This is a genomic window from cf. Phormidesmis sp. LEGE 11477, assembly GCF_015207105.1.
Classification (GTDB): Bacteria; Cyanobacteriota; Cyanobacteriia; order Phormidesmidales; family Phormidesmidaceae; genus Phormidesmis.
Genome location: NZ_JADEXO010000007.1, coordinates 39,276 through 54,666, shown reverse-complemented (window position 1 = coordinate 54,666; position 15,391 = coordinate 39,276). Strand labels below are relative to the sequence as shown.

15 protein-coding genes and 1 pseudogene are annotated in these 15,391 nt (G+C 47.8%); 11 read left to right on the top strand and 5 right to left on the bottom strand.

Annotation, left to right across the window (positions count from 1 at the left end):
• Positions 1-48: 48 nt before the first annotated feature.
• On the bottom strand, positions 49-606 hold the full coding sequence (locus tag IQ256_RS03815; RefSeq protein ID WP_193854230.1) for a thylakoid membrane photosystem I accumulation factor: 558 nt from the start codon (positions 604-606) through the stop codon (positions 49-51).
• Between the two features lie 125 nt (positions 607-731).
• Here IQ256_RS03815 and IQ256_RS30275 point away from each other — a divergent pair.
• Positions 732-794: pseudogene (locus tag IQ256_RS30275) on the top strand (hypothetical protein); the annotation flags it as partial.
• A 13-nt stretch (positions 795-807) separates the two neighbouring features.
• Here IQ256_RS30275 and IQ256_RS03805 read toward each other — a convergent pair.
• Positions 808-1,419 carry a hypothetical protein gene (locus tag IQ256_RS03805; protein WP_193854228.1) on the bottom strand — a complete coding sequence of 204 codons (612 nt, stop codon included), beginning with the start codon at positions 1,417-1,419 and terminating at the stop codon, positions 808-810.
• Between the two features lie 203 nt (positions 1,420-1,622).
• On the opposite strand from IQ256_RS03805, the gene ychF reads away from it, so the two are divergent.
• The 3 genes from ychF to IQ256_RS03790 all read left to right on the top strand — a co-directional run bounded on the left by ychF (position 1,623) and on the right by IQ256_RS03790 (position 5,166).
• Positions 1,623-2,714: a redox-regulated ATPase YchF gene (gene ychF, locus IQ256_RS03800; protein ID WP_193854227.1), complete on the top strand. Its 1,092-nt coding sequence runs from the start codon at positions 1,623-1,625 to the stop codon at positions 2,712-2,714.
• Between the two features lie 277 nt (positions 2,715-2,991).
• Positions 2,992-3,825 (top strand): GDSL-type esterase/lipase family protein, encoded by an 834-nt coding sequence (locus IQ256_RS03795; protein WP_370623340.1) that lies wholly within the window; start codon positions 2,992-2,994, stop codon positions 3,823-3,825.
• A 120-nt stretch (positions 3,826-3,945) separates the two neighbouring features.
• The gene (locus IQ256_RS03790) at positions 3,946-5,166 is read left to right on the top strand and encodes a 4-hydroxy-3-methylbut-2-enyl diphosphate reductase (RefSeq protein ID WP_193854226.1); all 1,221 of its coding nucleotides are present in this window, start codon (positions 3,946-3,948) and stop codon (positions 5,164-5,166) included.
• A 141-nt stretch (positions 5,167-5,307) separates the two neighbouring features.
• Here the strand turns inward: IQ256_RS03790 and IQ256_RS03785 are convergent, their stop codons facing one another.
• The gene (locus IQ256_RS03785) at positions 5,308-5,913 is read right to left on the bottom strand and encodes a hypothetical protein (protein WP_193854225.1); all 606 of its coding nucleotides are present in this window, start codon (positions 5,911-5,913) and stop codon (positions 5,308-5,310) included.
• A 489-nt stretch (positions 5,914-6,402) separates the two neighbouring features.
• Here IQ256_RS03785 and IQ256_RS03780 point away from each other — a divergent pair, with 489 nt between their 5' ends.
• From IQ256_RS03780 to IQ256_RS03760, 5 genes are all read left to right on the top strand, one after another.
• On the top strand, positions 6,403-6,774 hold the full coding sequence (locus tag IQ256_RS03780) for a hypothetical protein (protein WP_193854224.1): 372 nt from the start codon (positions 6,403-6,405) through the stop codon (positions 6,772-6,774).
• A gap of 157 nt (positions 6,775-6,931) precedes the next feature.
• A complete protein-coding gene (locus IQ256_RS03775; protein ID WP_193854223.1) occupies positions 6,932-7,231 on the top strand; it encodes a hypothetical protein in 300 nt (99 codons plus the stop codon).
• Positions 7,232-7,527: 296 nt separating this feature from the next.
• On the top strand, positions 7,528-9,261 hold the full coding sequence (locus IQ256_RS03770) for a sensor histidine kinase (RefSeq protein ID WP_193854222.1): 1,734 nt from the start codon (positions 7,528-7,530) through the stop codon (positions 9,259-9,261).
• Between the two features lie 51 nt (positions 9,262-9,312).
• A complete protein-coding gene (locus tag IQ256_RS03765; RefSeq protein ID WP_193854221.1) occupies positions 9,313-9,753 on the top strand; it encodes a hypothetical protein in 441 nt (146 codons plus the stop codon).
• A 97-nt stretch (positions 9,754-9,850) separates the two neighbouring features.
• Positions 9,851-10,516: a sigma factor-like helix-turn-helix DNA-binding protein gene (locus tag IQ256_RS03760; RefSeq protein WP_193854220.1), complete on the top strand. Its 666-nt coding sequence runs from the start codon at positions 9,851-9,853 to the stop codon at positions 10,514-10,516.
• Positions 10,517-10,615: 99 nt separating this feature from the next.
• Here the strand turns inward: IQ256_RS03760 and IQ256_RS03755 are convergent, their stop codons facing one another.
• Entirely contained in the window at positions 10,616-11,182 is a 567-nt protein-coding gene (locus IQ256_RS03755; RefSeq protein WP_193854219.1) for a tetratricopeptide repeat protein, read from the bottom strand.
• A gap of 177 nt (positions 11,183-11,359) precedes the next feature.
• Entirely contained in the window at positions 11,360-13,123 is a 1,764-nt protein-coding gene (locus IQ256_RS03750; RefSeq protein WP_228024543.1) for an LCP family protein, read from the bottom strand.
• A 451-nt stretch (positions 13,124-13,574) separates the two neighbouring features.
• Between IQ256_RS03750 and IQ256_RS03745 the strand changes: the two genes are divergently transcribed.
• A complete protein-coding gene (locus IQ256_RS03745; RefSeq protein ID WP_193854218.1) occupies positions 13,575-14,645 on the top strand; it encodes a mannose-1-phosphate guanylyltransferase in 1,071 nt (356 codons plus the stop codon).
• A 155-nt stretch (positions 14,646-14,800) separates the two neighbouring features.
• A complete protein-coding gene (locus tag IQ256_RS03740) occupies positions 14,801-15,370 on the top strand; it encodes a L,D-transpeptidase family protein (RefSeq protein ID WP_193854217.1) in 570 nt (189 codons plus the stop codon).
• Positions 15,371-15,391 lie beyond the last annotated feature (21 nt).

Sequence of the window (15,391 nt, the reverse complement as noted above, 5' to 3'; positions counted from 1 at the left end):
TCAGCTTTGTAGTCGCTTCCTCTGTAATCGCTTTCCTTGGAGCTAAGTCTACTCTGCGACGAGTTCACTGTTGACTTCATTCACCGGACGACGCCGCAGCTCTACGGATTCTTCACGCGGGAGAAGGTCGAATACTTCGCGTAGCTTGTCATCAACTTTCTCGTAGCTAACCTGTCCAACTTCGTTGAGTACGACATTGTTCTTGGCATCAAAGACGACGGTCTGCGGCACTGAGCCTTTGAAGTAGTAGCCGGCTTCGTTGGGTTCGTAGTCGTCTTTGACTGGGATGGAATCGGCGGCGACTGGCACGAAGTTGGCTGCTCTACCGTAGGGTGCCTGTAGCTGAGAAACTACGGGCGAAAACACTTTGCTGTCTCGGCTGTCGTCGACGTAGAAAAATAGCAAGGTAGGCTTGTCTTGCTTGAACGACTGAGCCAGGTTAAATTTGGGCGGCACGATCGAACCGTTGCCCGCGTACAGCGCGAAAATGTTGCCGTCGTAGTTGTCATCGTCGATACCCGCCCAGGCAGGCGTCGTCCAAATGCTAAAAAGGGCGATCGCACACAGTGCTATCAGGCCAAACCTACGAAAAAATTGAACCACCATACCTAATCTGTATATTTCCGGCTATCAAAAATGGACGAACGATGACTAGCGACTAATCTGCTCTTTCACTATCAACCCTATCGTGGGCAACCCTATCGTGGGCAACCCTATCGTGGGCAACCCTATCGTGGGCAACCCTATCGTGGGCAACCCTATCGCAGGTGAATCTGTTGCAGACAAGTCTATAGCGGTCAAATGCCTCTAAGACCCTTCAAAACTCGCGATGATTTCTTGCAGCGTTTCTCTATTGTCGGCGTAGAGCTCTCTTCTTGTCCAGCCAACCACCTGATAGTAGCTGTCTGTGCCTCGAACGGTCGTATGTAGGTACACGACCGGCACGCCTTCTACTTGCCCTCGAATTTCATACTGGACAGCAGGGTATCCATTAACTTCATCTACGCCCGTGCGAGTCGAGGTTTCATAGTCGTTTAGTTCCCTTTCAATCAGTCGGCGGTACTGCTCTGCATTATCTTCTAGGCCAAACTGGCCAATCCTAGTATCGTTTTCAGATACGACACTGGCATATAGCGCTTGCGATGGGTAAGTTGCATAGATATCAGCATCGCCTCGAAGCAGGCTCGCGTTCTCCCACTGAGGTGGGACAGTGATCCTGACGCCGGTATCCCTATTTTCTAGTACCGTCGGCCTGTTATTAGGTATCTGGTCGGTCAAACTTGTCGTGTCAGCGCTGCTCTCAGTACGAGTCCCACAGCCTCCGAGGCCACTCGTCAAAAGCATCCCTGCCAATAGAGGCAGGGTTAGTCTAGCGGCTACACTACCAGCGGATTTAGCGATTGACGAAGTTGACCTCATTTTTGCTTAGTGCTTTCTATCTGTATATCTATAATCTTTTTGTCTAGTTTTTTAAGCCTACATAGAGCGTAGAACTGCTCTGACCACGGTTTTACAGGAGACTTGTGGGGAGGCTTTGCAGCAAGTTAGCCAAAGCATAGCAGAAGAAATATCCCCTATTCCCTTTATGCTGGAGACAGCTATATATTGTCATTTTAATCCCCATGCTCAGAGCCGGAATTGTTGGACTACCCAACGTCGGAAAATCTACTTTATTCAACGCGGTTGTCGCGAATGCGAAGGCTCAGGCCGCAAATTTTCCTTTTTGCACTATCGAGCCGAATGTAGGGGTAGTCGCAGTACCGGACGAGCGACTAGGCCCACTGGCTGACATTTCTAGCTCCAAAGAAGTGATTCCGGCGCGAGTCGAGTTTGTCGATATTGCTGGTCTGGTCAAAGGGGCGAGTCAAGGAGAGGGCCTAGGCAATCAGTTTTTGGCTAATATCAGAGAAGTCGATGCGATTATCCACGTGGTGCGCTGCTTCGAAAATGATGACATCATTCACGTGTCAGGCTCGATTGGGCCGCTGCGCGATATCGAAGTGATTAATTTAGAGCTGGCACTGTCAGATTTAGGTCAGATCGAGAAGCGAATGGAGCGAATTCGTAAGCAGGCTCGTAATAGCAAAGAGGCCCAGGCTGAGCTGGAAATCTTAGAAAAGCTACAGCCTGTACTAGATGAGGGTAAGGCTGCTCGCACCGTAGAGCTAGACGAAGATGAAGCGCTGATTGTTAAGCCCCTAGGCTTACTGACCCGAAAGCCTGTGATTTATGCGGCGAATGTCTCTGAAGATGATCTAGCAGAGGGCAATCAGTGGGTTGAAGAAGTGCGATCGCAAGCAGAAACTGAAGGCGCTCAAGTAGTGGTGGTCTCTGCTCAAGTTGAGGCAGAGCTGCTAGAGATCCCCGAAGATGAGCGAGCGGACTTTTTAGAAGCGCTAGGCGTAGAAGAAGGTGGATTGCAGTCATTGATTCGGGCCACGTACGATTTGCTAGGGTTGCGAACCTACTTCACCACCGGGCCGCAGGAGACTAGGGCATGGACGATTAAGGCGGGCATGCTAGCGCCGCAGGCGGCAGGGGTGATTCATACTGATTTCGAGCGGGGCTTTATTCGCGCCGAGACGGTGGGTTATGAAGATCTCGTCACCTCTGGATCGATGTCGGCGGCGAAAGAGAAGGGCCTAGTCCGCAGCGAAGGCAAGGAATACACCGTCAAGGAAGGCGATGTCATGCTATTTCGATTCAACGTTTAGCTATTGTGTTTAGACGTTGTATGTAGATTTTGGGCTTACGAAGATCTTGGGCGTATAGAGATCTTGGGCGTCGATACTGGCATATTGAAACTACGTAGCCAAAATAAAGCTAGTAGAAAAGCTGCTACTCTTCGCTACGGGCGATCGCGTGTTCTGACGGAAAAAGGCTCTAAATCGGGCTTTTATCTAGGCAGGACACTCGGTTCAGATTAAAATTTTTTCAAGCGGTGGGTGCGGTTTCAAATTGAGGGAGTTCCGGTCTGAGTAAGGTGCTTGTGTGATTAATTGGTTCACTAGGATTCCAAACTGGGCGGCTTTGTCGCTGGTGATGAACGGGCTGCTGTTTACAACGGTATTGGCAATTTCGCATCAGCAATCAGGGGCGTCAGAGCTATACGCGGCTGGACAGTTGAACGATCCGTTGGTCATTGACGCGGCGATCGCACCCAGCATTCCAGCGCTGCCACACCCTAGCGGCGGACGCAGGCTTAGCTACACGCAGTGGAAAGAAGTACTCGCGCAAGACGCCAAACTGATGGCGGCAAGGAATCCTGACCGCCTGAGCGTGTTGCTAGGCGACTCACTAAGCCTATGGTTTCCGGGTGAACTGATGCCGGGACAGCGGGTGTGGATTAACCAAAGCATCTCCGGCGAAAAGACCAGAGGCTTATTAAATCGGCTAGATTTGCTAAAAGACAACGATGTCGAAGCCGTTTTTTTGATGATTGGCATCAACGATCTGATCTGGGGTGAGTCGGATCAAGAAATTTTGGCTAATTACAGAGAGATTGTTCGCCAGCTGAAACTAACGCATCCGAATACGCAAATAGTCGTTCAGTCGATTTTGCCGCACGGTGGTGAGGCGTCCACTTGGGAGAGCCGCGACAAGCTAGCAGCGCTGCCTAGCGAACGTATCCAGCAAATGAACGATGCGCTGCAGAAAATCGCTGCTGACAATCAAGCCTATTATCTAGATCTCTATCCTATCTTTGTAACTGGTGATGGCACCTTACGGCCTGATCTGACAACCGACGGTCTGCATTTGAATCGGCAGGGCTATCTGGTTTGGCGCAGTGCGATCGCGCTCTATGCCCAGCTAAAACTTCAATAGATAGCCCTTACAAGATCGAATCCTTAGCATAGACGTGCGATTGAACAAAATTGCCACTGAACTTAGTACGATAGGGTATATAAAGCCATTGATAGAAAGCCTAGAAAGCTGATTACCCTCATGGATACCAAAGCCTTTAAGCGCAGCCTCAATCACTCCGAGAACTATTACCGCAATCAGGGCTTTGGAGAGAAAGAAAGCGTCGCTGGGCAAATGCGCTCGGAATACGAAAGTGCCCTCATTCAGAAAATTAGAGCGAACGACAATCGCCTAGTCGAAGGGGATGTCACTATCCACCTAGCTGAATCCTTTGGGTTTTGCTGGGGTGTAGAAAGGGCCGTCGCCATGGCATATGAAGCAAGGGCGCACTTCCCCGAACAGCGCCTATGGATCACTAACGAAATTATCCACAACCCAGAAGTAAACCAGCAGCTTAAAGCCATGAATGTTCATTTCATTGAAGTGAACGCAGGCGTAAAAGACTTTTCTGGTGTTCGCAGAGGCGATGTGGTGATTCTGCCTGCCTTTGGCGCTAGCGTACAAGAGATGAAGCTGCTACACGATGAAGGCTGCACCATCGTAGATACCACCTGTCCTTGGGTTTCCAAAGTTTGGAACACCGTCGAAAAGCACAAGAAAAAAGAATTCACCTCTATCATCCACGGTAAATACAAGCACGAAGAAACTGTGGCCACCACTTCATTTGCGGGCACGTATCTAGTCGTCTTAAACCTAGCTGAAGCCGAGTACGTCGCCGACTACATCTTGAATGGGGGTGATAGAGAAGCCTTTCTTACCAAGTTTACTAATGCCTACTCGGAGGATTTCGATCCAGACCGGGACTTAGATGCTGTCGGCATTGCCAATCAGACCACTATGCTCAAAGGTGAAACCGAACAGATCGGCAAACTTTTTGAGCGCACCATGCTAAAAAAGCACGGGCCTGTCGAATTCAACAATCACTTTCACAGCTTCAATACCATCTGCGACGCTACTCAAGAGCGCCAAGATGCCATGTTCAATCTGGTAGAAGCTGATATCGATCTGATGGTTGTGATCGGCGGCTTCAACTCATCGAACACCACTCACCTACAAGAGATTGCCATCGAGCGCAGCCTGCCCTCATTCCATATCGACAGTGCCGAGAGGGTAGACGTAAACAACCGAATCGAGCACAAACCGCTTCACAGTGATCAGCTAAAAGTGGAATCAGATTGGTTGCCCGCTGGCAAGATCTCAGTCGGCGTGACATCCGGGGCATCCACGCCCGATAAAGCAGTACAAGAAGTCATCGAGAAGATCTTCGCAATTAAGGCAAAAGTGCTGGCGGGTATCGCTTGACTGGTATTGTTTGATTTGATCAACAAAGTCAGGCTACCGTATGGCAAACCTGACTTTGTTGTTACCGCTTACCGGAAATAGTCAGTCAGTTCTCTCTTTGCCTTTTTCATTCGCTATAGATTGGCGAAACTAGCTAGAAAACTAAGCTTTTATAGCCTCCCGAACGAACATAGCAACTGATACCAACAGACCTGCTATGAAGACAAACGGAATCAGCAGCATGATAGTGTCACCAGCGGCCATCCATAGAACCTGATAGGGCAGGGCGATCGCGATCGCGCCAAATATAGCCAGTCCAAGCACAACAAAGAAGATGAATCGATGGACTGATTTTATCGACTGGTCAAACAAGGGCGCTTTACTACGTCGAATTTGATAGGTTGTTGGAATGTGGCTAAGAATACCTTTGTCATCTTCTGGAATTGGCTGAGCTGTACGCGCTAGCTGATCTTCAAGTTGCTGGATGAGTGAATCACGTTCATTTAGCTGTTCTTGATAGTAGTAGCGCTGATCCGAAATTCGCTGTTCGTGAAACTGATTGTTCTTTGCGATCGCCTTATTCACAGCCACTCCTACAACTTCTTCAAGTACCTCCTGATAGGACTTGTCTTGAAAGTTAGGCATCTTATCAAGCGGACGTTCAGAATGAGGCGGCAAGGCTAGAAGCTTCTGGGGCAGGTTGTCTATGTAGCCGCGTCCATTAAGTTCTGGCTCAAGGTGGAAACTGTTATTTTCAGACATTGGCATTGTTCAGACTCCTATTGCTGGGGGCAAATGCTTGATGAATCTGGAGATCTAGACGGTTAATAGAGTATATGGACGCGGTTACACCTCAGGAATAGAATCTTTTTGTTGTTTTGATGGAATGTCGAATCGATAAATTAAGCTGCTAGGGTGGATGGAGAAAGAGACACACACCGCGTGAACTAGAAAAGCTCAACTCTAGAGAGTATTACTACAGCTTCAGAAAAGCTGATAGAAATAGAATATATAAATCAATAAGATTCTCCTATAGTTATCTATGCACAGTTAGCAGGGCTTTAGTGCAACAAATTCTGCGGAAAACCGCACTCGAATTAGAGACTAATGACGTAGGCTAAGCTAATGCACTCAAAACCAAAAGCCTATAAAAATATGACAAAAGCGCTTCAATACTCTGCGGTATGTATTCGAACAGTTTCGATAGGAGCTCTTCTGTGGGGTATACCAGAAGTAGCCTCTGCAGTCGAGAATGCCGTGATCATCTCTGATATTGTCAACGCTGAGGAGTTAGAAGCTGAAGATGTCGAACGGCAAGTTTGGCAAGGGAGGGGGCAGATAATACAGGGGAGAGGTGTTGGAGCAGTAGCCTTTCTTGAGATAGAGATAGAAGGCAAAACAGCTCACTTCTTGAGTGGTCCATCGGCTGGAGAGCGAGTGCCAATTCCAGAAGACAATCGAGACTACAGCAACGCTAGCAACGGTAGATGGAAGTTTAGATATAGAAGAGAGGATGAAATGATTGTAACTTTTACTGAAATAAGAACAGAAGTAGTAGACCAACCCAATTCTCCATTTACAAATACGCTGAAGGTGATTGAGTACATCCTAGTGCTAAAGAACTCGTAAGTTAACTATGTCCTTTTGTTCTAGAAAGAAATCAAAGATAAGCTTATTACCAGGAATAAAGAAATTTGGTGCGCTGCTATCATCAGGTCGGACTATAAAAGCGGCGGGCTCAATCTTCGGCTTCTTGGCTTCCACTGGGTTACTCAACAGCTTTAACATGGCCGCAGCCTATGAAATCTCTTGTCGTGGTAATGGACAGATACTTAGAGGAGAGGGCAGAGGCGGCATTGTCTCTCTGTCTCTAAACAGACGTTTCGCCGGAGGTAGTACATACGAAATTAGACTTCATCCTAATTACTTCGGTGGTGATACATTTAACATCAGTGCTTATTCCTCTAACCAAAGACGATACGGACGTTGGACAGCCGAAGAAATTAGTCGTAACCAGATAGTCTTAATCTTCGAGCAAGAGCGATCGCCCTACGTAGTAGTAAGCTACGTATTGAACTGTGGCTAGCAAGCTTTCTCTTAAATACGCATAGAGATTGTCTTGCCGACAGTACAACTACAACCAGGTTATGGCGTATGCGTCATCGATCATTTCTGACCTGTGCTTTATTAGGCTCAATCATCAGTATAGGCTGTCATTTTCTGCTCTATTCTGCCCCCTTCACTAAGAGCGTAGACAGCGGAATAGAGCCATATCTACTAGGAAGCGACAGAAGAGGAACTACCTCGGAACCAGTTGTCATTATAGGAATTGACGAATTCAGAGGAGATCACGCCTCTTTATATACTGAAATATTAGAGGAAATGCTAACTGAGCTATCTGTAGGAGTTGTTGTAATCAATCCGCCAGAGCACTGGGTCAGCACGGTGCAAAACACAGGCGACGATATTAACGCACTTCACAGTCTAGTTGCAGAACATCAGGATAGAATTGTCGTAGTGTCTACGGTACCCCCTGACTACAGTCCTCCTATCGGTTTGCACAGCTATTTTATCGGACACGATTCAGATAGCTTTGAACCAGCTATGCCACCTGAGGCTATTCACGGCTATTTCGAGTTCTCTAATTTTCAGGCTCAAAACAACATCAACACAAGTAGTCAGTTTTCTTTGGAAAGAGATTTTGTTCGTAAAGATAGCTTTGAACCCATTTCACTACAGTCAGTCGCATACAGCAGTTACAAAAAGCTTTTAACCTATCAAGGTAAGAGCGAAGAAAGTACCCTCAATCGATGGCCAAGAAACCATAGTGGCTTCTTATTTTCCATTGCCAGGTTTAAAGCACCTATAAGAGATTTTAGTCGTCAAACTTATTCTCTCTTTGAAGAGTGCGCGGAGGAAATATACGGATGCCGCCTTAGTGAAACAAAAGAACTATCAGAGTTAGAAGGTAAAGTTGTTATCCTTGGCTTGGTTAATCCAGCACCAGAGCAAGATGAAGCTCAAACAATAGATGTAACCATAGGTCCTGTGTCAGCAGCGGAGACCCAAGCTAGCCAAATTTCTGGACTGATTGAAGGTCAGGTGTATATCCCCTACAGAGGATGGGCTGAATATGCAGTTGTCGGAGTCATCGGTGTCTTTTTTAGTTATGTGCTAGGCGTTTTAATATTCTATTCAGCGCCAGGGGAGAGGGCAGCCAGGAGAAACCGAACTCTATTTACGCTTCTATCAGCTCTAGTTCTTTACGGTTTTCTAGTGCTCGCGTTTGCGTACTTTTATGTTCTGCTACCCATCGCCTCCCCAATAGCTAGCTGGATCGTAACTATTGTGGGATCTGGTATGTTTTGGCTGTACAGAGACCAACAGAAGGCTATCAGAGAGCAGAAGTTGGCAAACGTACGAGCGCTTTTGTCTGAACGACAGGCGATTGTCAACCACGCTAGCAATCAACTTAGAAGCATTGCAGATCGAGTACATCAAGATGCCCTACATCACTTGAAGCTGGCGATGGATAGGTTAGAGCTGATGCGAATCGATAATCTAGATTGTGATCTGCAGGTGCCTATAGAAAAGCTATTGCAGGCTAGCGAAAGTATTCGGAGTAATTTACAAGAAACTCGTCTTTGCGCGAAGGAACTAGCCATCTCACCCGAGCTAAAACCGGGACTGTGTGAGGCAATTCACAAGCACTTAGAGGAGCTTCAGGTAGATAGCGAGCTAAAGCTGAAGGTAGATAGCGAGATAGATTTAATAGATGAAAGCATTTTGAATGATGGGTGGATAGAAGCTAGAGAAAGCGTGTTTAGCTTTTACCGAGATGCCATAAACAATGTCGTCTACCATGCTCAGCCACCAAAAGGAAGAGCGGCTTGGGTCAAGATAGTTTTACGCTGTCAGGGAAGCCAAGCTTGCTTGCAGATAGTTAATGATGGCGGCTTCGATCAATCTTACCTACGCAATCTATCCAGAGGGTTTGGTGCTCAGTCTATGGACGAGGCAACCTCAAAGCTGCCGGAAGGTAGGTGGTCTAGAACTATTACTGAAGAAGGCTACTTTCAGGTTAAGTTAAGATGGTCCGTACGAGATTTTCTATAGATCAGCAGATGCTATTGACTTTCTTTAGCTGCCGTCCTTACTAAACAGATTATGGAAAAACCAGAGTATTCTTTTCTGGTAGTGGAGGACACAGAAGAAGTTGCACACAATAACTGTACGTTTCTACACTTGATCAGTCCAAGCGCTACTTGTGAAATTAGCTTGCATCCGTATGAGGCTAAGCGAGAGCTAGAACGCCACCGGCCTGACCTGCTCGTTGTTGATCTTCTCTTTGGGCACAAAGAAGCTGATGCTGTAGAAGACGTAGGTATTAGTTTCTTGAAACACGTTCTTTCATGCTATCCCACTATTAACGTGCTGGTCTACTCCACCAATCCTGAGCTGATAAAGCATCTTTCTAAACGTATTGAGATGCATAAAGGAGGCTTTTCTATTGTTAATAAGATGGATCTAAGAGAAGCTTTCCTAACAGGAGCAAACGTCGCACTGTCTGGTCAAAAAAGAATACCTGCCGAGCTTTCATTAGATTGAATTCACAAGAAGCAGTAGAGTTTGCATTGAAATGATCCGGCTGTAGGGTTTACTCTATAGATAATTCTATAAAAAAAGCATAGTCTTAGAGCCTCTTATGACTAGTAGCATTAATAATACTTATCTAATTGTTGAAGATGACGGCGAAACGGCAGAGTTCAACAGTTTATACATAAAAATGTTTGATACAGATGCTAACTGTATCAATGTGGCATCGCCAATAGAAGCAAAACAGCAGCTCGAAAGAGAGCAGCCCAGGCTGATTATTGTAGACATCCTGTATCGCGATGCTGTGGGTGAAAGATCGTCAAAGCCTGGACTGAATTTACTAAGGGACATTCTCGATGATTATCCACAGCTTAATGTCTTGGTATATACCGTCGAACCAGAGTTACTGCGACCAATACTCCACCGGATTCGACCACATCTTGGTGGATTTGCAGTCGTGAATAAGCTGAAGCTGAGAGATTCTTTTACCGCAGGCGTTCGTGCTGCTGTAGATGGTCGCTATTCTCTATCGCCTGAGCTGCGTGAGGTGGCGGACGTGAGCGAGGAAGATCAAGAGATTTTACGCTTAATGTGCATCGACTCTCTGAGTGACAAAGAAATTGCTAAACAGATGAGCCTATCTGTTAGGGCAGTACAAAATCGCATTGCCAGCCTGAAGCAGAAGCTAGCACCCGAAGCTCTCGATGACACAGGGCGGAATTCTAGAGTGGCTGTCTGTATGCGAGCCTTTGAAAGGCGCTGGATTGCAAAATAGGCATTTTCGACGCACTCTTCGCACCGCTGCTATGTGCTTGGCGCTACATGCAGCCAAAGGCTAAAGCTTCTAAAGCGTGACCTAACCCTCTACAGATCATTAGGACTGTAGCTCGCTAAGTTTAGCGGTGATTCTGTCTATGTTTTCTCGGTCTTCGTTGGCTTTGAAGGTATCTAGAGCGAGGTTGAGATCCTGTGTGGCTTGTTCAAGATCTCCCAGCATTTCATAGTTGATGGCTCTATTGACGTAGGCATAGGCGAAGCCTGCCTCTAAGTCTATAGCTTGACTGTAGTCGGCTATGGATTTTTCGTACTTTTCTAGGTTGTGATAAGAGTTAGCCCGGTTGTAGTAAGCAGGTACGAGAGTGGGCTCTAGAGCGATCGCACGCCCATAGTCTTCTATTGCCCCTTGATGATCGCCTAGCTCATCACGTACCAGCCCCCGATTCACCAGCATTGTTGTATTTTCAGCTTCTAGCATCACGGCCTTGTCAAAACTCTCAATGGCTTTATCAAGGTTGCTTTGTTGAGTTTGAACAATTCCCTGCTGATGCCAGCCTTCAGCCGTCTGTGGCGAAGAGGAACAACCGCTAACTGCAGCGCTAACTGTACTGAGTGATAGCGCGATCGCCAAAGCACTCACTGACTTTTGAAAGAGTTGATACATGCTCAAAGCTATCTAACAGCTATCTAGCGAACAACCATCTCATAGCTACTCGACGTTGACAGGGATCGCAAATAAAATTACCCACCCACAGGCCAATACCAAAGCTATGGCAGTTGATAGTAAACTCATCTCTTGGCTAAGTTCCTCGGCTATGGTTTTCCCAAATATTTTTGGCAGCTACCTAGGGCCGTCATAAGGAAGGCGCTGCCAATCTGGATCAATTTGTTCTAGCCAATCTTCACCCACCCGAATCGTGATATCAGAATCGATATCGCCTGTCGACTCAGAGACGACCTGACCTAAATCAAGAATAGATTTGATTTCTCTAGCGCTGCCAACGTCTCCTCGCTGAACGACGACTGAAGTTTCGCGCTCTACCCTAGGCCAGTTAGTAACAACGTATACATCGTAAAATCCTTGGTCTCTCAGATACTCTGCCATAGAGGAGCTAGCATATCGCTCGTTAGTTGCGTTTTGTACAGCCACTCTCAGGTTACTCAGCGCCCAGTCAGAAGGCGTCTCGTAATAATTGGTTCCGATATCGTTGACGAATTCGACGGTGTCCGCATCAAAATACGTCCGCATAATCTCGCTATTGACTGACGGGTCAGAGAGCCAGTAGCTAGCCCGGTATTCTTCTGGCGTGCTGAACCTGCCTGGTAACATCACCATCTGCAGATCTTGACGCTCAAGATCTAGGCCGAAACCTGCCAGTGCTAGCAGCTCTTCTACGGTTAGGTTAGTATCGATGCGTTTTTGTAAGACTCGAATAATCTGCGGTAGCTTGGGTAGTACGGTGGGGTTGGTGAGCCGCTGGCGTAATGCTTTAAGTAGAATTTGCTGTCTTTGCACTCGGCCAATGTCGCCGTAGGCATCTTGCCGAAATCGAGCGAATTGTTCTGCCTGATCACCATTCAAAGTTTGCAGTCCGGGTTCTAAATCAATGACGAGCCCTTGGGTTTTGTCCTCATATTCCATCGCTTTGGGTACTAGCACTTCAATGCCACCGACTAGGTCGACGATCTCTTTAAAGGCAGTGGTGCTAACTCTGATGTATCGATCAATTTCTACGTTGCTGAAGTTGCGGCTGACGGTTTGAGCCGCGAGTTCTGCGCCGCCTTCAGCATTGGCCTCGTTGATTTTATCGATGCCGTAGCCCGGAATCTCGACCCGAGTATCGCGAGGGATAGACATAACGTTGACGATATCTGCGTCTGGATCAACGCGAACGAGCAGCATCGTATCGGTGCGGCCAACGAGATCTTCTGGGGTTGCCCCTTCAATATCTCTCGCTTCGTCTAGACCCATGACCAGAATGTTGACAGGGTGAGCAACCTGATAGCGAAAGCCAGAACGCCAAAGGTCAGTGAGGGGGGGCGCAACGGCTTCACCGCTGAGCTGACGAGGTAGGGGAAAGGTAATCACCGCGATCGCACCCAACCCAGCCGTCACTAACGCTGTCGCTGTAAAAGCTGCCCCTAGCAGCGTGTTTTTGAGAACGCGCCGCAGGCCAAAGGGAGCAGTTTGATTCGGCTTTTCTCGGACGGTTATCGCGGTGGATTCACGTTCAAGAGGCGATGCGATCGCCCGCTCTGCTACGCGCTTATGGTCTGTTCTAGACTCTACTTTGGAAGGGATTCTAGAGTCTCTATCTAGATTAGGTGCCGGATTGGGTGACAGGTTAGGTGGTAGTTGAATACGTCTAATATCGCTAACATCGGCAGAGGATAGCTGGGTCTCAGCGTTCTGTTGTTTAGCAGCCGATTGTTCAGCAGCTGATTGTTTAGCAGTTGGTTGTTCAGTAGTCGGTTGTTCAGCAGTCGGTTGTCCGACATCCTGAACAGCAAAACTTTGTTGTTCAGGACTTTGATCTTCACCACTACGGTTTTCAGCATTATGTTTTTCAGCAGTATGCTTTGATTCGTAGGGTTGAGTAGTCATGCTGAACGGCGATTGCTGAGGTTTACAAAAATAGCTAGCTGATATCTAGGCAAGTTTCTACTGAAGTTAACAGAAGGTTACACACCCAATTAACCCCTGACAGTACCAAACACTCGCGAGGCGACTTGCTGTTTATCAGACAGTTTCTCAACGGATCAGCCGAGAGATAAGGAAATTGTCTAGGGTAGGGCTCTCTAGATAAGCAAACTTTGATGAAGCATTGTAATTATCTGCTGTCATCGTCTTTTTTCTGAAATCTAGTCTTGATGCTGCCGCCTAGAATCGGCTCGCCAAGAATTGATTTTCCACAAGCGGATGTACAAAGCTTGTAAAGATATCAGCAAGCTTATGATTTGTTGTCAATTATTAAGATAATTGTAGCTCAAGAACTACCGTCCCTGGAATCCAGGCGGTAGGATAGTCCGAAATCTTAGATAGCGTAGTGGCAGTTATGGTTCGTTTTATTCCGATTATCTTGGCGGGTGGAAAAGGTGAACGCTTTTGGCCAGTGAGTCGGCTGAAGCGGCCAAAGCAGTTTCTTTGCTTAGATGGCGGCGATCGCTCGCTACTGCAATGTACTGCCGATCGGCTATTGCCCCTAGCTAGCTGGGACGACCTATTTGTGATTACGGCTGCTCATATAGCAGAGGGTGTCAAAACGCAGCTACCTGAGATGCCATCTGAAAATATCTTGGTCGAGCCCCAGGGTCGAGATACTGCGCCTGCGGTTGCCTGGGCCACTATTGAGATAGCCAGACGCTACGGCGATGATGCGGTTTGTGGCTTTTTCCCAGCCGATCACTACATTACAGATGAGGCTCGCTATTGCGACACGCTGCGGGCCGCAACGGCGCTAGCCGTGAATGCAGGTGCGATCGCCACACTAGGAATCACGCCGACGTTTGCGTCTACCGGCTACGGCTACATTGAGCAAGGTGATTCGGCAGGCAGCTTCAGCGCCGGCAGCGTTACTGACTTGCCAGCCTACAAAGTTAGTCGCTTCGCTGAAAAGCCTGATAAAGCTACCGCCAAAACGTTCCTTGATAGCGGCAACTATAGCTGGAATAGCGGCATGTTTATTTTCCCAGCAGCGGTGATGCTAGGCGAACTCAAAACTCACGCGCCAGACATGACCCACGCCCTACTCGAAAAAGGCGTAGACGCCTACGCGACGCTCGAAAAGCTCAGCATTGACTATGCGGTCATGGAGAAGACCGACCGGGCGTATGTCGTTCCGGCTGACTTCGGCTGGGATGACTTGGGCGATTGGAACGCGATCGAAAGACTGCTAAAAGGTGAAGATGATAACGTAGAAATGTGTGAGCATGTCTCTATCGATACAGTTGGCAGCATCTTGTACAGCGCAAATCCTGATGAGGTTGTCGTTACCATCGGCCTAGAAGATATCGTAGTGGTGCGTGATGGCGATGCCACTTTGATTGTGAAAAAGGATCGGACTCAAGAAATTAAGCAGGCGGTCAAAGCGCTAGGCAAAGAAGATAGATTTCAGCATTTGCTTTAGCCTCAGCCGACGCGATCGCCTTTGTTGATAAATGTGCCTGACAAAGAGCCAATTGCCTACTGTCACAGCTACGTGTCTATACGTCCTGATGGCTTTGTTAGTTTGTGGAAATACTTTAGTGTGACTGTTGAGCATGTCAACACGAGTCAATCGATATGAGTGAACCGAGGAAAGTATGGCGAGATTGTTGGCGGGCTAACGCAGCCGTTTTGCTAGGTGCTAGCGCTCTTTGGGTGAGCACGGGCCTATCGGTACGTGCCAATCGAGCGAGTGACGATGCCACTGCATTGAGGACTTACGCAATCACTCGCACTGAAGCGGCGAAGGCTCGGCTGGCAAACCATCGAGTTGTCTTAGATATCAGCGATCGCAAGGTCTATCTATACGACGGCAGTGAACTGATCAAGGGCTATCCGGTAGCGGTCGGTACACCTGAGACGCCAACGCCGACCGGAGAATTTGCCGTCACGCAGCTTGTCGTCAATCCGGTGTGGCAAAGTCCGTGGACTGGGGAAGTGCGATCGCCCGGTCCAAATAGCGCGCTAGGTCTGCGGTGGATTGGATTTACTAGCAATCGCGAAGGCGTCTTTGGCTTTCACGGTACGCCAACGGTGGAATCCATTGGTCATGCCACTTCTAACGGCTGCGTACGAATGCATAACGCCGATGTGGTCGAGCTATTTGCTCAAGTAGCGATTGGCACCACCGTTTCAGTCGTACCGTAGCTACTGCGAGTCATTAATACT